This window comes from Bradyrhizobium sp. 31Argb (genome assembly GCF_043638955.1).
In the GTDB taxonomy this organism is placed as follows: Bacteria; Pseudomonadota; Alphaproteobacteria; order Rhizobiales; family Xanthobacteraceae; genus Bradyrhizobium.
The window spans coordinates 17,156-36,146 of the sequence record NZ_JBEGDB010000055.1; the positions used below are offsets into that span (position 1 = coordinate 17,156).

At 62.9% G+C, this 18,991-nt stretch carries 24 protein-coding genes; 8 read left to right on the plus strand and 16 right to left on the minus strand.

Going from position 1 to position 18,991, the window contains the following annotated elements; genetic code table 11:
- Nucleotides 1-16 precede the first annotated feature (16 nt).
- The 9 genes from AAFX91_RS13735 to AAFX91_RS13775 form a co-directional block, all read right to left on the minus strand.
- Nucleotides 17-508 (minus strand): cupin domain-containing protein, encoded by a 492-nt coding sequence (locus AAFX91_RS13735; RefSeq protein ID WP_282529917.1) that lies wholly within the window; start codon nucleotides 506-508, stop codon nucleotides 17-19.
- Nucleotides 509-815: 307 nt separating this feature from the next.
- The gene (locus tag AAFX91_RS13740; RefSeq protein ID WP_394566839.1) at nucleotides 816-2,579 is read right to left on the minus strand and encodes an MOSC domain-containing protein; all 1,764 of its coding nucleotides are present in this window, start codon (nucleotides 2,577-2,579) and stop codon (nucleotides 816-818) included.
- A 35-nt stretch (nucleotides 2,580-2,614) separates the two neighbouring features.
- Nucleotides 2,615-3,532, minus strand: a complete 918-nt coding sequence (locus AAFX91_RS13745; protein ID WP_394566840.1) for a DUF427 domain-containing protein — start codon at nucleotides 3,530-3,532, stop codon at nucleotides 2,615-2,617.
- A 103-nt stretch (nucleotides 3,533-3,635) separates the two neighbouring features.
- Nucleotides 3,636-3,968 carry a cupredoxin domain-containing protein gene (locus tag AAFX91_RS13750; protein WP_394566841.1) on the minus strand — a complete coding sequence of 111 codons (333 nt, stop codon included), beginning with the start codon at nucleotides 3,966-3,968 and terminating at the stop codon, nucleotides 3,636-3,638.
- Nucleotides 3,969-3,990: 22 nt separating this feature from the next.
- On the minus strand, nucleotides 3,991-4,509 hold the full coding sequence (locus tag AAFX91_RS13755; RefSeq protein WP_130581323.1) for a DUF4142 domain-containing protein: 519 nt from the start codon (nucleotides 4,507-4,509) through the stop codon (nucleotides 3,991-3,993).
- Between the two features lie 93 nt (nucleotides 4,510-4,602).
- On the minus strand, nucleotides 4,603-5,292 hold the full coding sequence (locus AAFX91_RS13760) for an RNA polymerase sigma factor (RefSeq protein ID WP_394566842.1): 690 nt from the start codon (nucleotides 5,290-5,292) through the stop codon (nucleotides 4,603-4,605).
- 79 nt (nucleotides 5,293-5,371) lie between these two features.
- A complete protein-coding gene (locus AAFX91_RS13765) occupies nucleotides 5,372-5,743 on the minus strand; it encodes an ArsC family reductase (protein WP_394566843.1) in 372 nt (123 codons plus the stop codon).
- A 90-nt stretch (nucleotides 5,744-5,833) separates the two neighbouring features.
- Nucleotides 5,834-6,337: a cytochrome P460 family protein gene (locus tag AAFX91_RS13770; protein ID WP_394566844.1), complete on the minus strand. Its 504-nt coding sequence runs from the start codon at nucleotides 6,335-6,337 to the stop codon at nucleotides 5,834-5,836.
- Between the two features lie 24 nt (nucleotides 6,338-6,361).
- On the minus strand, nucleotides 6,362-7,408 hold the full coding sequence (locus tag AAFX91_RS13775) for an alpha/beta fold hydrolase (protein WP_394566845.1): 1,047 nt from the start codon (nucleotides 7,406-7,408) through the stop codon (nucleotides 6,362-6,364).
- Between the two features lie 169 nt (nucleotides 7,409-7,577).
- On the opposite strand from AAFX91_RS13775, the gene AAFX91_RS13780 reads away from it, so the two are divergent.
- Nucleotides 7,578-9,119 (plus strand): winged helix-turn-helix domain-containing tetratricopeptide repeat protein, encoded by a 1,542-nt coding sequence (locus AAFX91_RS13780; RefSeq protein WP_394566846.1) that lies wholly within the window; start codon nucleotides 7,578-7,580, stop codon nucleotides 9,117-9,119.
- Nucleotides 9,120-9,137: 18 nt separating this feature from the next.
- On the opposite strand, the gene AAFX91_RS13785 is transcribed toward AAFX91_RS13780, so the two are convergent.
- The 4 genes from AAFX91_RS13785 to AAFX91_RS13800 all read right to left on the minus strand — a co-directional run bounded on the left by AAFX91_RS13785 (nucleotide 9,138) and on the right by AAFX91_RS13800 (nucleotide 11,880).
- Nucleotides 9,138-9,548: a DUF1801 domain-containing protein gene (locus AAFX91_RS13785; protein WP_394566847.1), complete on the minus strand. Its 411-nt coding sequence runs from the start codon at nucleotides 9,546-9,548 to the stop codon at nucleotides 9,138-9,140.
- A 58-nt stretch (nucleotides 9,549-9,606) separates the two neighbouring features.
- A complete protein-coding gene (locus AAFX91_RS13790) occupies nucleotides 9,607-10,038 on the minus strand; it encodes an SRPBCC domain-containing protein (RefSeq protein ID WP_394566848.1) in 432 nt (143 codons plus the stop codon).
- Nucleotides 10,035-10,358: a helix-turn-helix transcriptional regulator gene (locus AAFX91_RS13795; protein ID WP_027579599.1), complete on the minus strand. Its 324-nt coding sequence runs from the start codon at nucleotides 10,356-10,358 to the stop codon at nucleotides 10,035-10,037. Before AAFX91_RS13795 ends, AAFX91_RS13790 begins: the two co-directional genes overlap by 4 nt.
- Nucleotides 10,359-10,557: 199 nt before the next feature.
- Entirely contained in the window at nucleotides 10,558-11,880 is a 1,323-nt protein-coding gene (locus tag AAFX91_RS13800; protein WP_130581330.1) for a dicarboxylate/amino acid:cation symporter, read from the minus strand.
- A gap of 488 nt (nucleotides 11,881-12,368) precedes the next feature.
- Here AAFX91_RS13800 and AAFX91_RS13805 point away from each other — a divergent pair, with 488 nt between their 5' ends.
- A complete protein-coding gene (locus tag AAFX91_RS13805; RefSeq protein WP_130581331.1) occupies nucleotides 12,369-13,124 on the plus strand; it encodes a GntR family transcriptional regulator in 756 nt (251 codons plus the stop codon).
- A gap of 60 nt (nucleotides 13,125-13,184) precedes the next feature.
- Here AAFX91_RS13805 and AAFX91_RS13810 read toward each other — a convergent pair whose 3' ends face one another.
- Together AAFX91_RS13810 and AAFX91_RS13815 are read right to left on the minus strand one after the other, a co-directional pair.
- Nucleotides 13,185-14,294, minus strand: a complete 1,110-nt coding sequence (locus AAFX91_RS13810; RefSeq protein WP_130581332.1) for a Zn-dependent alcohol dehydrogenase — start codon at nucleotides 14,292-14,294, stop codon at nucleotides 13,185-13,187.
- Nucleotides 14,295-14,319: 25 nt separating this feature from the next.
- The gene (locus AAFX91_RS13815; protein WP_394566849.1) at nucleotides 14,320-14,781 is read right to left on the minus strand and encodes a DUF6166 domain-containing protein; all 462 of its coding nucleotides are present in this window, start codon (nucleotides 14,779-14,781) and stop codon (nucleotides 14,320-14,322) included.
- 26 nt (nucleotides 14,782-14,807) lie between these two features.
- On the opposite strand from AAFX91_RS13815, the gene AAFX91_RS13820 reads away from it, so the two are divergent.
- From AAFX91_RS13820 to AAFX91_RS13830, 3 genes are read left to right on the plus strand one after another with little or no spacing between them, the layout of a single operon-like run.
- On the plus strand, nucleotides 14,808-15,599 hold the full coding sequence (locus AAFX91_RS13820) for a sterol desaturase family protein (RefSeq protein ID WP_130581333.1): 792 nt from the start codon (nucleotides 14,808-14,810) through the stop codon (nucleotides 15,597-15,599).
- A 5-nt stretch (nucleotides 15,600-15,604) separates the two neighbouring features.
- A complete protein-coding gene (locus tag AAFX91_RS13825) occupies nucleotides 15,605-15,997 on the plus strand; it encodes a hypothetical protein (protein ID WP_130581334.1) in 393 nt (130 codons plus the stop codon).
- Between the two features lie 12 nt (nucleotides 15,998-16,009).
- On the plus strand, nucleotides 16,010-16,180 hold the full coding sequence (locus AAFX91_RS13830; RefSeq protein WP_165421325.1) for a hypothetical protein: 171 nt from the start codon (nucleotides 16,010-16,012) through the stop codon (nucleotides 16,178-16,180).
- Between the two features lie 25 nt (nucleotides 16,181-16,205).
- Here AAFX91_RS13830 and AAFX91_RS13835 read toward each other — a convergent pair whose 3' ends face one another.
- Complete coding sequence (locus AAFX91_RS13835; protein WP_394566850.1) at nucleotides 16,206-16,871, minus strand: DUF429 domain-containing protein; 666 nt, start codon at nucleotides 16,869-16,871, stop codon at nucleotides 16,206-16,208.
- Nucleotides 16,872-17,017: 146 nt separating this feature from the next.
- On the opposite strand from AAFX91_RS13835, the gene AAFX91_RS13840 reads away from it, so the two are divergent.
- The 3 genes from AAFX91_RS13840 to AAFX91_RS13850 all read left to right on the plus strand — a co-directional run bounded on the left by AAFX91_RS13840 (nucleotide 17,018) and on the right by AAFX91_RS13850 (nucleotide 18,919).
- Entirely contained in the window at nucleotides 17,018-17,398 is a 381-nt protein-coding gene (locus AAFX91_RS13840) for a tautomerase family protein (protein WP_130581336.1), read from the plus strand.
- Between the two features lie 96 nt (nucleotides 17,399-17,494).
- Nucleotides 17,495-18,382 (plus strand): LysR family transcriptional regulator, encoded by an 888-nt coding sequence (locus tag AAFX91_RS13845; protein WP_394566851.1) that lies wholly within the window; start codon nucleotides 17,495-17,497, stop codon nucleotides 18,380-18,382.
- Between the two features lie 132 nt (nucleotides 18,383-18,514).
- A complete protein-coding gene (locus AAFX91_RS13850) occupies nucleotides 18,515-18,919 on the plus strand; it encodes an FAD-binding oxidoreductase (RefSeq protein WP_394566852.1) in 405 nt (134 codons plus the stop codon).
- Nucleotides 18,920-18,991: the final 72 nt, after the last annotated feature.

Genomic DNA, 18,991 nt, shown 5'->3' on the forward strand with positions numbered 1-18,991 from the left:
GCGGTGATTGATCCCGCTACTGCGTCTTTTGACGCGGATCGTCCTTTGGATTGATGTAGTTGATGCTCCACGGACCGGTGCTGTTGAGCTGAATGACTGTGTCTTCGTCGGCGAAGAAAGAGTGCGCCGAACCAGGGGACAGCGCAAAGAAACTGCCCGCGGGAAGAACCTGAGCCTTGTCGTGATCGGCCGCGGTTCCCATCCCCAAGCGCGCTGTCCCTGAGACCACGGTGACGATCTCCGGCTTGGGATGGGTGTGCGGAGCAACATGATAACCCCTCGGCACCTTCAGCCGAAACGCAAACAGGCCTTCCTTGCTCGGGTCGCCGTAAAGCACCGCCGCCTGCGCTCCGGCTGGAACGGAGGGAGGCGCCGGTCCCCACTTGATGTCCTGGGGCGAGACCACATTGTGCTCGCCCGTCTCCTGACCAACGGCGCTGCCAGCCACCAGCGCTCCTAGTCCGATCGCCGTCATCGCTGCAATGTTGAGAAGGATATGCCTGCTCATTGTGACTCCTCCATTAGCTTGATCACCTCCGCGCGCGAATCCGCGCGTTATGGATGGTAGAAATCAGCGGCAAGATGGTTTGCTGAGATGGCGGTGCGCGCTTACGGCAGTGTCCCTGCCCATTCGCCCCACACAGAATTTCGGCGCGGTCCGTCTCCAGCGCAGCCGCCTACAATCTACTCTATCTTGCGACTGTGAGAGAGAGCTTTTGTTGACGCAGGCCAAGCGAACGACAATGTCGGGTTCAGGTCATTTCGACCGTTTCAGCGAACTCGCCGATTATGAATGGGCCGCGATCGGTCAGGATTCACAAATCGACAACGACATCACCAATCGGTCGTGAGCAGCAAACCAGAACGTTGCCATCGGCAGGCTGATCGAGTGGCTCCGGTCCATAGGCGACCGCGCCCGAAACCAAACCGCTTTCACAGTTATGACAAACACCGGTCCGACACGACCAACGAACCGGCACATCGCACGCCTCGGCCAGCTCCAAAATGCTCTGATAGGCTGACGCTTTCCAGTGTGCGGCGACGCCGCTTCGCGCGAACGATACCAGCGGACCGGTGTTGGCATCGTCTCCCGGCGGATGAGGCGCTCGCGTTGCTGCGCCGACGATACCGGGAGTCATCGACTCGCTGCCGTTGAAAATTTCGACATGAACCCGCTCCCGCGGCACGCCAAATGCCGCGAGCGCGGCTTTCATGTCCGCCATGAAGCGGGTCGGCCCACAGAGATAGACATCCGCCTCTCGCGGGATGCCGACCTCGTCGAAGACCGATTGCGACAGATGACCGGTCGCGTCGAAGTCCTCGCCGATCTTATCGCCCGAGCCCGGCCTGCTATAGCAAACATAGCTGCGGCCGCGGGTGAGCCCGAGCATGAGGCGGCGGACCTCGGCGGCAAATGGATGATGCTGCCGGTCGCGAGCCGTATGCAGCCACAAGACCTGCCGTGTCGAGCGGGCCTCGGCCAGCGCCTGCAGCATCGCCAGGACAGGCGTCGCTCCGATTCCCGCGCTGAGCAGCACCACCGGCCGCTCCCCGGACTGCAGAATGAAGCTTCCACGCGGCGAGCTGACGTCGAGAACATCGCCCACCTGGAGATGCTCCCGCAGGTAGGTTCCGGCCGTCCCATTTGGCTCGATCTTCACGCTGATCCGATAGCGCTCCGTCGAGGGGGGACCCGAGAGGGAGTAGCTGCGAAACAGCGGCGGGCCGCCGCCGGTCGGTCGAAGACGCAAGACTATGTACTGACCTGGCAAAGACGGCCGCAGCGGCTGACCATCCGGATCCTGCATCGACAGGGAGAGGACGTCCGCGGACTCCTGATCAATCGCCGCGACCACGAGCGGCTGAAATCCCGGTGCAACCGGGTGCGCGGCTGCTGTCGGCGCGAGCCCCGCGTTGCCACTCCCCGCGGCAGTCGTTTGGCTCTGCAGCAACGCCTCAAACGACGAGCGCCATCCAGGCGAAAGCGCCTCGATCCGCAAGGCGCGCTCCAATCGGTCACGCGGATGATTGGGCGAATAGAGAAGCGCGTTGATCTCTGCGACGGTCATTCGCTCATTCGCCTCTCCGACCTTTACGATTTCATCGCCGGCGCCCACCTCGCCTTCCCTTAGGACGCGGAAGTAGAACCCCGGCCGTCCGCTGGATGTCAGCAATGCCGGCATCCGTGGCTCGTTCATCCGAATGCCAACGCGATAACAGGTCACGCGAGGCTGAGTGACCTCGAACAGCGCAGTGCCGATTTGATAATGGTCGCCGATGCACACGGTATCATCGGACAATCCTTCGATCGTGAAATTTTCGCCGAACTGTCCGTGGACGAAGTCGGTCCTGTTTAGCTGATCCTGCCAATGACGATACGATTCGATCTGGTAGACGAAGACGGCTCGCTGCTCACCTCCGTGGCCGCCCAGGTCCCCTTGACCGTCTCCGTCGAGATTCAGCCGCCCTGCCCGACAGCGGCCACGCACCGGACTTTTCCAGATCCCGGTGTGTACAGTGCGCCCCTTCCACTCGATATCGCGCGGAAGCCCGACGTTGACCGACAGTAATCGCGCCATGTCCCGCTCCGCTTTGATGGGGACCGGAAGTTTTCCTAGCCACTCGCAGCCGCTGGGGGACCGCCATCGGATGACCGCTCATGCCCGTTTGCAGGGCGGTCCACCTCGGCGACGTCGAGGTTGCGATCGGGACCATGCGGGACCACCGTCTGACCAGGCTCAAGATGGAGCTGAGTGCCATCGAGAAGGACCGTGACGATATCAGGTTCGAACGACACCAGGTTGGAGATGCGGCGCACCTCGGGATAGGCATCAGGATAGGACCAGGCCGCCTGGCGTGCGTCACCGATACTGTAGTAGCTGCACAGTCCTTTGTACGGGCAGAAGGTCTGGAGTTTCACGGGAGTGAGGGCCGACTCATCGATATCAGCGCGCGGAACGTACCAGCGCGGCGCGAAGCCGGACTCGTAGAGGACCAACGGCCGCTTGGTGTCGGCAATGATCCGGTCACCATGGCGGACCACGAGATTCCGAGAGGCCTGGCGAATGTCGATGCGGTGGTAGGGGTCAGCGGCATGGCCCAGGATTCGCTCGTCTTCTTCGTAGAAAGCATCCATGGCACGCCACGCGAACGCGACGCGTGCCTGCAATTCGCTGGCATGGGCGGGCAGACCGGTGTGCTGCCACGCCCCGCGCGGCGCGATGTGTTGCTCGTCCGCCCGGACGCTGTACCAGGACGTGAGTCCGAGATCGGGGTGCTGCGTAGTATGCTCGGTGCGTTCCAGGACGTGTGGAGAAACATCGGTCTCCGGGAAGTAGGCTACCGGATAACGCCCTGGTTCGAAGAGCAGGAGGACATGCTCGCTATCGGCGATCCAGATTTCCCCGAAACGCACGCGCATGCGCCGGCGCAAACGCTCTACGTATAACAATCGCTTGGGCAGCGGTTCGGGCACGAGGAACCGGCCAAATGCTCCCGTTGAGAGCGGGCCTTGTTGCCAGGACAGTCCCACTGCTCTCTCCCTCTAGGGTTGATGATCGAGGCCGGCAGACGTCCGGAAGTATATCTACCCTGGAACGGAGACCAGCAGCAAGGTTCCATGAGCCTCCTGCCGATCAAGGCGACGCCCGACCGTCAATTTTGAGCATCGCCTTCATGTTGGGATGGAAGCGGCAGTAGTAGTCGACGGTGCCCGTCTTCTTCAGGACGTAAGTCACGGTCTTCTTCGGCGGTATCATCACGTCGAAATCGCCGTTCTTGGCGGTCGCGGTGTGCGCGACCACGTCCTTGTTCACCCACTCGATGGTATCGCCGGCCTTGGCCGTCGCCTCGGCCGGCGAGACCACCAGATTTTCCATCACGATCGTGATCGTCGCCGCATGTGCCGGGACCGCCATCGCCGCAAGGGAAAGCACGCCGGCAATCAGACGAAGGCGTCCGGGCTGCATGGGGAGCCCCTCTCCTTCAAGGTTACTTCAGCTCTGCGGCGACATGCTCGGCATGCTGCTCGTGGCCTTGAAAGATCTTCAGGCCGGTCTGCAGCAAGCCCTTCAGTTCGGCGTTGCTGGCCGACGGGATCAACTTCGTTTCCAGCGCGCTGTCGACGGTCTTATGATAGGCGACCTCGTTGGCGATGTAGGCCTTGTCGAAGGCGGCGCCCTTGAGCTTGCCGAGTTCGGCGAGCTTGTCGGCCGCCTGCTTCGACAGCGCCTTGCTGGTGTCGTTATCCTCGGGCGTGACATTGAGTTTCTTGACGAGGTCAAGCGCCTGCTTGTTCACGGCCTCATGGTCGCGCACCATGTCTTCCGCGAACGCCTTGACGTCCTTGTTGCTGGCCTTCGTCAGCGCCTGCTTGGCCGCCGCGATATCGATATTGCCGGCGGTGTATGCGATATGGGCGATCTGTGGATCGGTGAGCTTGCTTTCGGCAAGCGCTGGGCTGCTCAACAACACCACCGCGGCGATCGCCGCTCCTAACTGAGCGAACATGTCTGACCCTCCTGTGGCGCCGCGAGTTCCCGGCGGCGCATTTCGTTTGACAGGAGTTGGATGGCGATCGGCGCCCGAGGTTCCCGGAATTCTTCAGATATAGCCGAGCCGTTTCAGCACGGCCTCGGTCAGCCGGTCGCAGCGGCGGCCGGCGAACGGGAACACCTCCATGATGACAGGCCCAATCTTCTTCTCGACATTGTCGCGCAGCATGGCGCGGGCGCGGTGCAGCCGCGTCTTCACCGTCTCGGGCCTCAGGTCAAGAAGTTCGGCGGTCTCCTCGACATTCATGCCCTCGACCACACGCGTGATGAAGACGAGGCGAAACGCCTCCGGCAGTTCGTCGATCGCGGCCTCGACGACTTTGTGAATTTCGCGCTGAGCCATGGATTTTTCGGGCTCGTCTGCAGTGGACATCAGGGGGAACTGGATGATCTGGGCTTCCAGCGCGCCTTGCGGCAGTGACGAAATCTCGACGCCGGGCCGCTCGCGGCGCACCCGTCCCAGCGCCTCATTCATCGTGATCCGCGACAACCATGTTGACAGACTGGACTCGCCGCGGAAATCGGCAAGATGCGTGAAGGCTCGGACATAGGTTTCCTGAACAACGTCCTCGGCCTCGCTGTCGTTGCGCAGGATGCCGCGCGCCAGCCGGTAGAGCCTGCGGTTGTTGGCCTTGATGATGGCGCGAACGGCAGCCTCTTCGCGAGCCAAAGCGCGCTTGACGAGCTCGGCGTCGCCGGCCGCAGCCGGCGCAATCTTGGGTGTGGTGGACCCTTGCATGGCGTCCTCGTCCTTATTCCAGCGGATACCGGAATTAGATGCGGTCGAGGCGAAGAGGTTCCCGGAAATCGACCGCGCCCTACCCTTTGCCGCCGCGCGATTTCACTTCCTTGGCGTAGATGTCGTCCTTGAAACCGACCAGGAGTTTGCCGCCGAGATCGAGCACCGGCCGCTTGATCATCGACGGCTGCGCCTCCATCAGCGCGAGGGCCTTGCGCTCGTTCAGGCTTTCCTTGTCAGTATCAGGCAATTTCTTGAACGTGGTGCCGGCCCGGTTGAGCAGCGTTTCCCAGCCGACCTCGTCGCTCCATTGCTTCAGCTGGTCCTTGGCGATGCCGGCTGTCTTGTAGTCGTGGAAATCATAGGCGACGCCATGGCCGTCGAGCCAGGCGCGCGCCTTCTTCATGGTGTCACAGTTCTTGATGCCGTAGATGGTGATGCTCAAAGCCATTCCTCGCGTGCGTTGCCACGCGAAAGTAGCTTCGCAACGGCTGTTGCGCCAGATTGGGCACCACGCCTCCTGTGAATTCCCCCGGAGTTCTCAGCGTCCGTAGCGCGTGAAGACGAAATCGTGATCTTTCGCGTGGGCTTCGTGGCAGGCGAAGCAGGTCCGGTGCTGGGCCTCGTCCACGGGCTTGCCGTCGACGAACCGGCCAAAACCCCAGCCGCCGGTGGAGGCGTATTTGGCGGAGTCCTTGACCATGATCTGGACGGTGGTGGGCGAGCCCGTGATGAAGGCGCCGTCGAGACCTTCGACCGGGACATGCTTCCAGGCGAGCTTGGCAAAGACGGTGCCGTCCGGAAACGGCAGCGCGCCGCCCTGACTGGCCTTGACCGCGGTGGGGTTGCCGAGGACGGCCCGGAGTTCATCCAGGCTCACCTCCTGCCCGACAGCGATCAGCTTCCAGTCGCGATAGCCATCGGGAATCCTGACGCCGAAGATCGGCGACGCCCCATCATCGGCAAGGCTCGCGGCGAAGGGCGCAGCCGTCGCGGCGCAGGTCACCATGAGGGCAGCCAAGGCCCATTTCAGATTCTGTCGCATCAGTACGATACCCGCGCTTTTCAATCAGCCGTTGTCGACATCGATGACGGCCTGCGCAAAGGCCTGCGGGGCCTCCTGCGGCAGATTGTGGCCGATGCCGCCGGTGATGAGGCGGTGCTCGTACTTGCCGGAGAATTTCTTGGCGTAGGCGCTCGGTTCCGGATGCGGCGCGCCGTTGGCGTCGCCTTCCATGGTGATGGTCGGCACCGTGATGACAGGGAATGTCGCGAGCTTCTTCTCCAGATCATCGTATTTCGCTTCGCCCTTGGCGAGGTCGAGCCGCCAGCGGTAGTTATGAATGACGATGCGGACGTGATCGGAGTTGTCGAAGGCGCTCGCGCTGCGCTCGAAGGTGGCGTCGTCGAAATGCCACTTCGGCGAAGCGAGTTGCCAGATCAGCCTGGCGAAGTCGTGCCGGTACTTGTCATAGCCTTGCTGCCCGCGCTCGGTGGCGAAATAGAACTGGTACCACCATTGCAGTTCGGCCTTCGGCGGCAGCGGCATCTTGCCGGCCTCCTGGCTGCCGATCAGGTAACCGCTGACGGAGACCATCGACTTGCAGCGCTCCGGCCAGAGCGCGGCGATGATGTTGGCCGTGCGCGCGCCCCAGTCGTAGCCGGCAAGCGTCGCCTTCTCGATCTTGAGCGCATCCATCAGCGCGACGATGTCGACGGCGAGCGCGGCCGGCTGGCCGTTCCGGAACGTCGCATCGGAAAGGAAACGCGTGGGGCCATAGCCGCGCAGGTAAGGGATGATCACGCGATAGCCGGCGGATACCAACAGCGGAGCGACGTCGACATAGCTGTAGATGTCGTAGGGCCAGCCGTGCAGCAGGATCACCACCGGACCATCAGCGGGTCCCGCCTCGGCATAGCTGACATTGAGAAGGCCGGCGTCGATCTGCTTCAACGGTCCGAACGAGGTATTCGTGCCCGACCGTGCCGCGGGCAGCGTGGCCTTCTTGGCGCCCTGCGCATGGCTGGGCCCGATCAGGCCGAACTGGGCGGCGGCGAAGGTTCCGGCGGCTACGCCGAAGAAGCGGCGACGGCTTTGGTTGATATTCTGGGACATGGCGATCTCCGGTTCGAACTGGCGACCTTTTGCCCCCTCCCGCCTATCAGCGCTTGGAGACTATCTGGATTTATCCTTCAGATGGCTTTCAGTTGGCTTTGATTTTTGCGACAGGCGCCTTGTGCTAGGTTCGCTGCGACTCCCGTCACAGCCGGCAGGCCATAGAAATTTGCTCTATCATTTCAATAACTTCGTTCTGGATCCCGACCGCCGCGAGCTGCGCCGCGGCGACAGCCTCGTTGCCGTCGAGCCGCAGGTGTTCGATCTCCTGGAATTCCTGATCCGCTCGCGCGACCGCGTCGTCAGCCGCGACGACCTGTTGGCCGCCGTCTGGCGCGGGCGCATCGTCTCGGAGGCGACGCTGAGCAGCCGGCTGAACGCCGCACGCGCGGCCATCGGCGACAATGGCGACGAGCAGCGGCTGATCCGCACGCTCCCGCGCAAGGGCATTCGTTTCGTCGGCGAGGTCCGCGAGCAAGCGGCCGATGAGAGCGCAGGGCCGCCCGTTGCCGCCTTCGAAGGCCCATCAATCGCGGTGCTGCCGTTCACCAATATGAGCGGCGATCCCGAGCAGGAGTATTTTGCCGACGGGGTTGCCGAGGACATCATCACGGCGCTGTCGCGCTGCAGCGGACTGTCCGTGATCGCGCGAAACTCCTCCTTCACCTACAAGGGCAAGGCGGTCGATATCCGCCAGGTCGGCCGCGAGCTCGGCGTCGGCTATGTGCTGGAAGGCAGCGTTCGCCGCGGCGGCGATCGGTTGCGGATCACTGGCCAGCTCATCGACGCAAGCTCGGCCGTCCATCTCTGGGCCGACCGCTTCGACGGCGACGCGAGCGAGGTCTTCGACCTGCAGGACCGCATCACCGAAAGCGTGGTGGCCGCGATCGAGCCGACACTGCACCTCGCCGAGGCCGAGCGCCGCCGGTCCTCTCCGCCGAGCCAGCTCGACGCCTACGACCTGCTGCTGCGCGCCTACAGTCTGCGTTACGAGTTCACCACTGAGAGCATTGCGGCGGCGATCGATTGCCTCGACCAGGCGCTGGCGATCGATCACGCCTACGCGCCGGCAATGGCAGCATCCGCCTATTGCCATGCGCTGCGCCATTTCCAAGGGTGGATCGGGCCGGACGAGGACTATCGCGGCAAGGCCGTCGCGCAGGCCTGGCGCGCGGTCGAACTCGCGCCGAACGATGCGCAGGTGTTGTGGATGGCGGCGTTCGCGATCTGGAACATGGCCGACGAAATCGAGCCGGCGCGCGAATTGTTCAGCCGCTCGCTCGCGATCAATCCGAATTCCGCGATGGCGCTGACGCTCGGCGGCTGGATCGAGGCGATGCGCGGCAATCAGGGCGCCGGCCGTGCCATGATCGAGCGGGCGCAGCGGCTCAATCCTCGCGACCCGCGCGGCTGGTTCGCCTCCGGCGCGCTCTCGATCTGCGCCGTGCTGGACGAGAATTTCCCCGAAGCGATCGCGTGGGCGGAGAAGGCGCTGGCGCAGAACCGCCGCTTCGCGGTGGCGCTGCGCGTCCTCACCGTGGCGCTGGTGAAAACCGGCGAGCGCGACCGCGCAGTACAGGTTGCGCGAGAATTGCTGAAGGTCGAGCCGGAATTTTCGATCGCGGGCTTCCTGTCGCGAATCCCCTTCCCGGTCGAGCCCATGGCGCGGACCTATGCCGAGGCGCTGCGGGCGGCCGGCGTGCCGGAATGAGTCGTCTTCGCTGACTCCTCAAGCGCTCTTTGGTTTCTTAGAGAGGTTCAGTGCCACGGCCTCGCGAATGAGCGCCTTCAACGCCGCTTCATCGATCTTGTCGCCCTCATGGAAATCGATCGCACGCCTGGTGTTGCCTTCGAGGCTGGAGTTGAAGAGGCCTGAAGGGTCCTCCAAGGAGGCGCCCTTAGCGAAAGTCATCTTCACGACGTTCTTGTACGTCTCACCGGTGCAGATAATTCCGGCGTGCTCCCACACCGGAACGCCCCTCCACTTCCACTCCTCGACCACTTCGGGGTCGGCCTGCTTGATGAGATCGCGGACTCGAGCGAGCGTCTCGCCCCGCCAATCACCGAGTTCCTCGATTCTCGCATCGATCAGTTGAGAGGGCGCGCCTACTTCCTTCGAGCCACTCTTGCTCTTGACCATGATGGTTGTCGCTTTCTTTACGGAAGTTTTGCTCGCCATTGCATTCACCCGCAGATGCTCAATCTGTCCGCCCCAGCACCTGTTCCAGATTCGCAAAGAACTGCTGCCACCCGGCGTGGGCGCCGCCGTAGGCCTGCTTCTGATCCGGCCGGAAGCCCGACTGCTCCATGCGCAAATGGGTTCCCGTGTTCGTTGGCGTGAGCGTAAAGGTCACCACACTCTTCAGATTGAACGCAGCATCGTCGTGCGCAAAATTCCAGGTGTAGGACAGCGCCTTGTTCGGCTCGATCGCGAGGACCTCGCAGTCCAGCACGCCGCCCCATTCGCCGCGAAGGTTGAAACGGTGACCTACGACGGGCTTGAAGTCGCTCTTCATGAGCCATTCCTCGATCAGGTGTGGTTGCGTGAGCGCGCGCCAGATCTTTTCCGGCGGATAGGGTATCTCACGTTCGACAATGACGGAGCGCGTTTCGGTCGCAATGGTGGTCATTGGTCCATCCTTTTGAGCAGATCTTCGAGGTGGTCGAACCGGCTTTGCCAGAAGCCGGCCATTTGGCTGGTCCAGTCGATCAGCGGGGCCAACGCGCCGAGCTGCGCGCTGTAGTGCGTCTGGCGGCCTTCGTGGCGGTCGCGCACGAGCCCCGCCTGCTTCAGAACCCCAAGGTGCTTTGAGACCGCCGGTTGCGAGACCCCGGCCAGAGCCGTCAGGGCGCCTACCGTCTGCTCTCCTTCACGGCACAATCGCTCGAAGATCGCCCGCCGGGTCGGATCGGCGAGCGCCCTGAAGAGCTCATCGTGAGCATTCGGCATTTGAGATCGATAACCCGCTGGCTATTGATTGACGTATAACCGGACAGATATGTGTCAGTCAAGGGGCACGTGGAGCGGCATAATTGCTGTCAGCCTAGCCGCCAGCCATATGGAGGGCGCCTCGCACCGCTGCCTGAAATATCCCGTTGGTTATGCATCATGAATTGTCGTTATCGACCAGACGTGGCCGCGGCGTCGCCTAGGAGCCCCCGCCCGGCTCGAGCGCCTCGCCGAGTTCGAGCGGGTTTGCCATGGTCTCGTGCAGCTTTGCCTTGTCGAGCTCGCCCTCTGAAAGACTGATGACGACGCAGGCGACGCCGTTGCCGATCAGGTTGGTCAGCGCGCGGCATTCGCTCATGAACTTGTCGATGCCGACGAGGATGGCGAGCGACTGAATCGGGATGTCAGGCACGATGGACAACGTTGCGGCCAGCGTGATGAAGCCGGCCCCGGTGACGCCGGACGCCCCCTTCGAGGTGATCATGGCGATGCCCAGAATGCCGAGTTCCTGCCAGATCGTCAGAGGCGTGTTGGTCGCCTGTGCCAGGAACAGCGTGGCCAGCGTCATGTAGATGTTGGTGCCGTCGAGATTGAAGCTGTAGCCGGTCGGGATGACGAGGCCGACCACCGAGCGCGAGGCGCCGAGATGCTCCATCTTCTGGATCATCTGCGGCAGCACCGTCTCCGACGACGAGGTGCCGAGCACGATCAACAATTCGTCCTTGATGTAGCCGATGAAGCGGATGATCGAGAATCCCGAGAGCCGCGCGATCGAGCCAAGCACGATCAGGACGAACAGCGCGCTGGTCAAATAGAAGGTGCCGATCAGAGCCACGAGATTCCATAGCGAACCCAGCCCGTAAGCGCCGACGGTGAACGCCATCGCACCGAAGGCGCCGAGCGGCGCGACACGCACGATGATGCGGATCACGCCAAAGAACACTTTGGCCGCCTGGTCGATCGCATATGCAATCGGCTCGCCCGCCTTGCCCATGAAGGCGATGGCAAAGCCTGATAGAATCGAGATCAAGAGCACCTGCAGAAGGTCGCCGCGCGCCAGTGCGCCGAAGAAGCTGTCGGGGATGATCGCCATCAAATGGGCGATGATCCCCTCCTCTTTCGCCTTGGTCACGTAGGTCGCGACCGAACTGGGATCGATTGACGTCGGATCGATGTTGAAGCCCCGCCCCGGCTGCAGCGTCCTGCCGACGATCAGGCCGACCGCCAGCGCCACCGTCGACACGACCTCAAAATAGATCAGCGCCTTCAGGCCGACGCGGCCGACGCGCTTGAGGTCGCCCATCGAGGAGATGCCGTGTACGACAGTGCAGAAGATCACCGGCGCGATCATCATCTTGATCAGCGCGATGAAGCCGTCGCCGAGCGGCTTCATCTCCTTGCCGAGACCGGGATAGAAATGGCCGAGCAGGATGCCAAGCGCGATCGCGATCAGGACCTGGATGTAGAGGACCTTGTACCAGGGGTGGTGATGGGCGGCGGGGCGGATCGCTTCTGCTGTCATGGAGGCTCCGCGGATGGAGGGATCAGGATGGCGCCATCATGGAATGAGGTAGCGCCGCGAACAATGCACGTTCCCGTTCATGGTGCTTTGCGGAATAGTCGACCCTAACGCCGCAACCGTAGCACGTTGCGCGAACATAATCTTTCGAGAAAACCCGACCCTCATCCTGAGGAGCTTGCATAGCAAGCGTCTCGAAGGAATGTGGCCCCGCCTGTGGCCTCGGCCTTCGAGACGGCCGCGGAGCGGCCTCCTCAGGCCGAGGGGAAATATCTGAGTGCGCCGCTCCCTGAGGCCGCGACATCGACCGCACAGACATCCGCGCGCCCTTGTCGTGCTCACGCTGGGTGAGGAAACCAAAGGTCGAACGCTCGAAAGCATCTCGCATTGATCGAGAGCATCGCGGCTACGCAGGCCGCACCGACGCCCGATTGACCCTCCTCGTCACGCGTGAAATATCGTCGTGACGAGCAAAGGGAGAATCACGGCAGATGGCCGCGGACAGGCGAACCCCACGAGCCAGCACCAGCAAGACTGCCAGGTCCAGGAAAAGCCAGCCGGGCTCGCGCGACGTGCCGCGCAGCGTCGACCTCGAACGCGACGAGCGCGATCAGGAGACGTTGACCGACCGCGCCTATCGGCAACTGGAGGAACTGATCGTCACCCTCGCCTTGCCGCCTGAAACCATCCTGTCGGAACAGTCGCTGGCGGCGAAACTGGGCATCGGCCGCACCCCGATCCGCGAGGCGCTGCAGCGTCTGGCCCGCGACGGCCTCGTCGTCATCCTGCCGCGACGGGGCATCCTGGTGTCGCAGATCAACCTCAGGACACAGATGCGCCTGCTCGAAGTGCGCCGCGAACTCGAGCGGCTGATGGCGCGCGGCGCGGCCGAGCGCGCGACGCCGGAGGAAATCGCTCAATTTACGACCATCGCCCGGGAGATGCGCCGCGCCTCCGATGAATCCGACGACATGACCTTCATGCGGCTCGATCGCGCCTTCAACGAACTGGTCAGCCAGGCCGCGAGAAACGAGTTCGCCTCCCGCGCCATGGGCCTGATGCACGGCCTGTCCCGACGCTTCTGGTACCAGCACTATCGCGAAGTCGGCGACCTGCCGCTGTCGGCGCGCCTGCACGCCGACGTCGCCGAGCAGATCGCCGCGCGCGATCCGGAAGCCGCGGCGAAAGCGTCCGATCGCCTGCTCGACTACATCGAAAGCTTCACCCGCAAGACCATTGAGATGTGATCCAGAGCGTTTTCAAGCGAAGTGGGTACCGGTTCGCGTGAAGAAAACGCGTCAAAGAATCTAGAGCACCACGACGCTGCGGATGGCCGTACCGCGCCTCAATGCCTCGAACCCCTCGTTGACTTGTTCGAGCGAGATACGCGCGGTGATCAATTGATCCAGCTTGAGCCGGCCGTCGAGCGCGGCTTGCGCCAGCATCGGAAAGTCGCGCAGCGGCCGCGCGCCGCCATAGCTGGAGCGCCGGATGCGCTTTTCCTGCATCAGCGAACCCCATCGAAACGCGACGTCCTGCGCGACATCGACCTTGCCGAGCCAGATGACCTCGCCGCCCGGCCGCACCACCTCGCTCGTCATCCGAAACGCGCGCGCGCTGCCCGCCGACTCCAGAACGACGTCGACGCCGCGGCCATCGGTCAATTGACGCGAGAGATCGATCACGTCCTCTTTGGCGGCGTTGATCGCATGCGTCGCCCCGAGCTGCTCGGCCAGATCGAGCTTGTTGTCGTCGAGATCGACGGCAATGACGACGCCCGCGCCCGCCATGCGCGCACCCTGCACCGCCGCAAGACCGACCGCGCCGCATCCGATCACCATCACGCTGTCGCCGTAATGGATCGACGCGACGTTGAGCGCGGCACCAACGCCGGTCATGACGCCGCAACCGATCAGGCAGGCTTGGTCGAAGGCAAGCTCCTTCGGCACCACGATCGCCTGCTGCGCCGGCACGATGCAGTGTTCAGCGAGGGCGCCGAGATACATCAGGTGCTTGAGCTCGCGCCCGTCGCCCAATCGGGCGCGGCTGCGTCCATCGAATTGCACCGCGAGCGGCGCCTGTCCCAGATAGGATTCGCAGAGGATCGGCAGGTCGCGATCGCAATAGAAGCAATGCCCGCAATGCGGATTCCAGGAGAGGACGACGTGGTCGCCGACCGCGATGCCACGGGCGTTCGGCCCGACCTGTTCGACGATGCCGGACGCTTCATGACCGAGCAGGATCGGCATCGGATTGCGCAGGCTGCCTTCGATCACCTCGAGATCGGTATGGCAAAGCCCCACCGCCTTGACGCGGACGAGCACGTCTTCGGCCGCGAGTTCGCCCGCCTCGACCGTCTCGATGATGAGCGGCGTTTTCGGCGCGTGCAGCACCGCCGCCTTGTATTTGAGCCCCACTTCCAGATCTCCCGTCCGCCCTGTTTCAGGATGCCGCCCGAACAGCATCCCCATCTTTCCGCAGCGCCGCGAGCGCCGCGTCGATATCGGCAGAGCTCATTTCCCACTCATTGCCGAAATTGGCAACCACCGCCTTCATGTACGGCTCGACCAGAGCCTTTGCCGCGGCGGTATCGCTCAGGTGCTCGGCAAGGATCGCCAGCGACAGTTGTCGCGGCTCTTCCCCCTCATAGCTCCATTCAAAACCGTTCGCGGTGTAGCGGTGCAGATCGAGCCTCTGATCGAGCGGCCGGCCATCCACCGTGACCACGACTCCGTCGATGGTGCGGTCTCCGCAAAACCTTTTCATGCGTGGCTCCTCCCGACACCTTAGAAATTTGAGCATGAAAAACCGGTTTCCACTTTTCCGGATCATGCTCCAGGCGTTAGCCGCCATCTTGCCGCCTTGATAGATTAGTGATATATCATACGCGAATTCGAATGTCATCCAAGTTCGACGTCGGGAGGTCGGCCATGGAACTCACATCAACCGCCATGTCGGATCGGCAGCGCCGTTACCGCGAAACCTATCGGGAGCGGGTCGCCGGCTGGTACAATGGCTGGCTGCACGTCTTCATCATCTACGTGATCGGCATCACCGCGCTCTACATCTATCTCGCCAATGTTCGCGACCTGCGCGCGTGGGAATTGCTCATCGTCCCCGTGACCTTTCTGGGCGCGAATTTCTTCGAGTGGTGGATCCACCGCTACGTGATGCACCGCCCCTCGCAGATCAAGGCGTTCCGCGCGATCTATAACCGCCACACCTTGATGCATCACCAGTTCTTCACCGATCAGGAGATGCGCTTCGCCGATCATCATGACTGGCGCGTGACCTTCTTCCCGCCTTACGCGCTCGCCACCTTCACCCTGATGTCGATCCCGCTTGCGATCGTGGCCGGCACTATCATCTCGGCCAATGTCGGATGGCTCCTGATCGCGACGACAACGTCGATGTACCTGATCTACGAGTTCATGCATTTCTGCTGCCATGTCGAGGAGAACTGGTTCGTCCGCAACGTGCCGATGGTGAATACGATCCGCCGTCACCACACCGCCCATCACGATCAATCGATCATGATGGAGCGGAACATGAACCTCACCTTCCCGATCATGGACTGGCTGCTCGGCACGTCGGATCTCGACCGCGGCCTGCTCGGTCATCTCTTCAACGGCTACGATACACGCTTCGTCAAGCGCAACATGCGCAAGACCGCGCGCACCCCGCGGATCGATCCGGCTGTAAGCTCCGTGCCGGCGGAGTGACAGCCATGGCCGGCATCGAGCCGAACGGCCTCGCGCTGGCGCTGTTCGCGGCAGGCTTCGCAGCCTGCTGCCTGAGCTTCTTCACGCTGGTCGGCATGTTTCCGCGAAGCGCAAGGCCGCAATCGATCGCGGGCGCGTCCGGCGGGGTGCTCGTGCTCGCCAATCTCGCGTTACTCATGATTCTGCTCGCGGGTGTGGCCTCGTTTGCGCACCAGACGCTGCGCTGGACCTCCGTCGTGGTGTTCGGCGGCCTGATCTTCCTGTTCATTCCCGCGGTGTTTCAGGTCATTCCGGGTGCGTGGCGCGACAGCCGCAGCGGGCTTGCCGTGCTTGGGCTTGTCAAGCTCGCAGCGCTCGCGCTGATGCTCTCCCCGCTGCAGGGATTTACCGCCTCATAGAGGAGTGTGCCGATGCCCTTCCCGATCAAGACAGCTCTATCGATCATCGTGCTGCTCGTCGCTTGTGCGGCCTATTTCTACCAGGACTCGATCGGGCAGCACGGTCCGAAGATCGCGATCATGGTGCTCGCTCCGTTCATGGTGATCGCGATGTGGATATTCCCGGAGGTTACGCGGAAGTAAGAGGGTGACGCCTCCCGTTGGTCTCTCAGTAGTTGATCTCCATCCGCAAGCCGCGAACGTCGACCTCCTCGCCGCCGAGACGCGCATTGCTGTCCCGCGCGGCCACCGCGCAGGCGCAGGCATCGATCAAATCGTCGCGTCCGATCCCGGTGCCGTAACGTTGCGCCAGCCAGCGTGAAAGTTTGACAAAGCCGCGCTCGGCCAACAGTCTCAAGCGCTGCTCGCGGCCTCGCTCCGACTTCTTGCCTTCCAGGCGGATCTGCTTGCCGAGATTTCGGAAGATCAGTTCCGGATGCGCCTCGCCGATGGTTGCCTGACGCTCTGGCGTGATGAAATCGTCGACCTCCCTGATCTTGTCCCTGATATTCCAGAGTTGGCAGGACACGCCCATACCCGGGCCCTCGTGATGCCAATAGTAGCGGTTCGCCGAAGCCTGGTCCGCGAACTCCCAAAGGTTGCGCCGCGCGCCGAGAAACACCGAAGCGCCGACCAATTCGCGGGCACGCAGATCGCACGTCCGGTGCCCCTTCATCGTCAGGCCGATCGGCATATCGATCATGGCGCGCTTGTGCGCAGCCGCGAGAAGCCGATCCAGGTGCGGCGAATAGTCGAAGCCGTGGTTACCCTGATCGTCGATCCAGGCCACTACCCAGCCGCCGCGAAAGCCGTCGAGACCGAGATAGCAGGACACATCCGCTCCTTGTTTGTTACGGTTACATTCTACGATGCAACTCTTGACCTTCAATACCAGCATATGCAGCTAGTGTAATTGCGAGCATCTGCAGACGATCGCCGCGGCGGGCGCGACGAAGTCGCATCGGACAACAGGAGACGGACATGCCCCTCGTTCGCATCGATCTTCGCAAGGGCAAGGACGCGGCCTTCCGGCAGGAGATTGGCCGCATCGTGTATGACGCACTCATCAGTGTGGGCGTGCCTGAGAAGGACCGGTTCCAGCTCATCAGCGAGCACGAGGCCGATGGCTTCCTGTTCGATGCCGACTATCTCGGCATCCACCGCACCAACGATCTCGTGATCATCCAGATCACCTGGAACGAGGGCCGCACCTCCGCGCAGAAGCAGGCGCTCTACAAGGCGATCGCCGACGGCCTGCACACCGCGCTCGGGCTACGCCGCGAGGACATCTTCATCAACCTCGTCGAGGTCAAGAAGGAGAACTGGTCGTTCGGCAACGGCATCGCCCAGTACGCGAGCTAACCGGGCACGTTCTCAGGGCGCTCCGCGTGCCCTTGCCATCATCCATCGACATCAGCACTATCCTCTCGCATTTCGAGAAAATGCGGAGGCGGTTCGATGGAAGAAATCGAGGCCTTTCTGGCTGTTATCGAGACCGGCAGCCAGACGGCGGCGGCGCGCCGGCTCGGCCGGTCCGTGCAGGCCGTCAATCGCTCACTGCTGGCGCTGGAGCATAGTGTCGGCGTCGAACTCATCAGGCGCACCACGCGAAAATCCTTCGCCACCGAAGCTGGCCTTGCGTTCTATCGGCGCGTCAAGCCGGCGTTCTCCGAAATCAGCGAGGCGCGCCTGGAAGCGGCGCGCCGGCGCGCCGAGCCATCGGGACTGCTCCGCGTTACCGCGCCGGTCCTGTTCGGCTCGACTTTTGTCGCGCCCGCGCTTGCGGACTTCATCGCGCGCTATCCGCGCATCAAGGCCGACCTGCAAGGATCAGACCGCCCGATCGATGTCGTCGGCGGCGGTTTCGATCTTGCGATCAGAATAAGAGACCTGCCGGACTCCTCGCTGAAAGCACGCCGTCTCGGCGAGCTTCGCACCGTCGTCTACGCCGCGCCCGGCTATCTCGATCGCCATGGCCATCCACGCCATCCCGACGACCTCGTCCGCCACCAATGCATCCTGCACGGCACAGCCGAAGCCGAGACGCAAGCGTGGCGGTTCCAGGTGCGCGGCCGTCTCAGGAATGTGCGCGTGAGCGGTTGCTTCCGCACCGACAATGTCGCTGCGGCGCATGCCGCCGCCTGCCATGGCCTTGGCATCGGATACGGTCCGTTCTGGCAGATCGCCGAACTGTTCGATCGCGGTGCGCTGGAGATATTGCTCGAAGAGTTCGAGGCTCCGCGGATTCCGATCCACGCGGTGTTCCCACCGAGCGGCATGCCACCAGCGAAGACGCGGCTGTTCGCCGACCTGCTCGTGGAACGCCTGAAGCGCGAACGCCTCTAACCTGATTTTCTCGATTTTCGGGAAGGTCAATTCTGCGCAGCGCTGATTGTCTCTCAGGCTCCGCGAACTCAACTTAGGGGCGGCTCAGCGCTGAATTCGCCTTGCCAGGCTTTTCAAATCGAGGAGCACGTCATGTCTCCCGACAGACGCACCCTGCTGCGTGCAGGCCTTGGCCTTACCGCGGCATTCGCTTCCGGTACTCAGATGAACACACCAGCACAAGCCAATTCGAACGACCGATCGCGGCTCAAGGGCGAACTCAGTCACGACGAGGCGGTTCGCGCCGCGGCGGCGGATGACTTCGGCCGGATCATTCGCAAAGAGCCGCGCGCGGTCTTGAAGCCAGCCGAGAGCGAAGACATCGCGACCGTGATGCGATGGGCAGCCGAGCGAGGATTGAAGGTCGCAGCGCGCGGCCAGGGCCATTCGACCTACGGCCGTTCGCTGACTGACGGCATCGTCGTCGATATGCGCGGGCTCAATCGCATCGGCGACGTCGAGGCTGACCGCATCGTGGTCGAGGCCGGAGCGACGTGAGCGTCACGAGAGGATCGCCGTGCCCGGCCTTGACTTGCGCGGAATGCTTTGGATTGCCCGATCGGGGTGATT

Coding starts and splice junctions, on each gene's coding strand:
- AAFX91_RS13750 (WP_394566841.1), bottom strand. CDS start 3,968: ATGCAGCCCGGACGCCTTCGTCTGATTGCCGGCGTGCTTTCCCTTGCG.
- AAFX91_RS13840 (WP_130581336.1), top strand. CDS start 17,018: ATGCCCCTCGTTCGCATCGATCTTCGCAAGGGCAAGGACGCGGCCTTC.
- AAFX91_RS13815 (WP_394566849.1), bottom strand. CDS start 14,781: ATGACATTCGAATTCGCGTATGATATATCACTAATCTATCAAGGCGGC.
- AAFX91_RS13850 (WP_394566852.1), top strand. CDS start 18,515: ATGTCTCCCGACAGACGCACCCTGCTGCGTGCAGGCCTTGGCCTTACC.
- AAFX91_RS13765 (WP_394566843.1), bottom strand. CDS start 5,743: ATGGCTTTGAGCATCACCATCTACGGCATCAAGAACTGTGACACCATG.
- AAFX91_RS13740 (WP_394566839.1), bottom strand. CDS start 2,579: ATGGCGCGATTACTGTCGGTCAACGTCGGGCTTCCGCGCGATATCGAG.
- AAFX91_RS13825 (WP_130581334.1), top strand. CDS start 15,605: ATGGCCGGCATCGAGCCGAACGGCCTCGCGCTGGCGCTGTTCGCGGCA.
- AAFX91_RS13775 (WP_394566845.1), bottom strand. CDS start 7,408: ATGTCCCAGAATATCAACCAAAGCCGTCGCCGCTTCTTCGGCGTAGCC.
- AAFX91_RS13790 (WP_394566848.1), bottom strand. CDS start 10,038: ATGACCACCATTGCGACCGAAACGCGCTCCGTCATTGTCGAACGTGAG.
- AAFX91_RS13820 (WP_130581333.1), top strand. CDS start 14,808: ATGGAACTCACATCAACCGCCATGTCGGATCGGCAGCGCCGTTACCGC.
- AAFX91_RS13805 (WP_130581331.1), top strand. CDS start 12,369: ATGGCCGCGGACAGGCGAACCCCACGAGCCAGCACCAGCAAGACTGCC.
- AAFX91_RS13845 (WP_394566851.1), top strand. CDS start 17,495: ATGGAAGAAATCGAGGCCTTTCTGGCTGTTATCGAGACCGGCAGCCAG.
- AAFX91_RS13735 (WP_282529917.1), bottom strand. CDS start 508: ATGAGCAGGCATATCCTTCTCAACATTGCAGCGATGACGGCGATCGGA.
- AAFX91_RS13795 (WP_027579599.1), bottom strand. CDS start 10,358: ATGCCGAATGCTCACGATGAGCTCTTCAGGGCGCTCGCCGATCCGACC.
- AAFX91_RS13785 (WP_394566847.1), bottom strand. CDS start 9,548: ATGGTCAAGAGCAAGAGTGGCTCGAAGGAAGTAGGCGCGCCCTCTCAA.
- AAFX91_RS13755 (WP_130581323.1), bottom strand. CDS start 4,509: ATGTTCGCTCAGTTAGGAGCGGCGATCGCCGCGGTGGTGTTGTTGAGC.
- AAFX91_RS13830 (WP_165421325.1), top strand. CDS start 16,010: ATGCCCTTCCCGATCAAGACAGCTCTATCGATCATCGTGCTGCTCGTC.
- AAFX91_RS13770 (WP_394566844.1), bottom strand. CDS start 6,337: ATGCGACAGAATCTGAAATGGGCCTTGGCTGCCCTCATGGTGACCTGC.
- AAFX91_RS13800 (WP_130581330.1), bottom strand. CDS start 11,880: ATGACAGCAGAAGCGATCCGCCCCGCCGCCCATCACCACCCCTGGTAC.
- AAFX91_RS13760 (WP_394566842.1), bottom strand. CDS start 5,292: ATGCAAGGGTCCACCACACCCAAGATTGCGCCGGCTGCGGCCGGCGAC.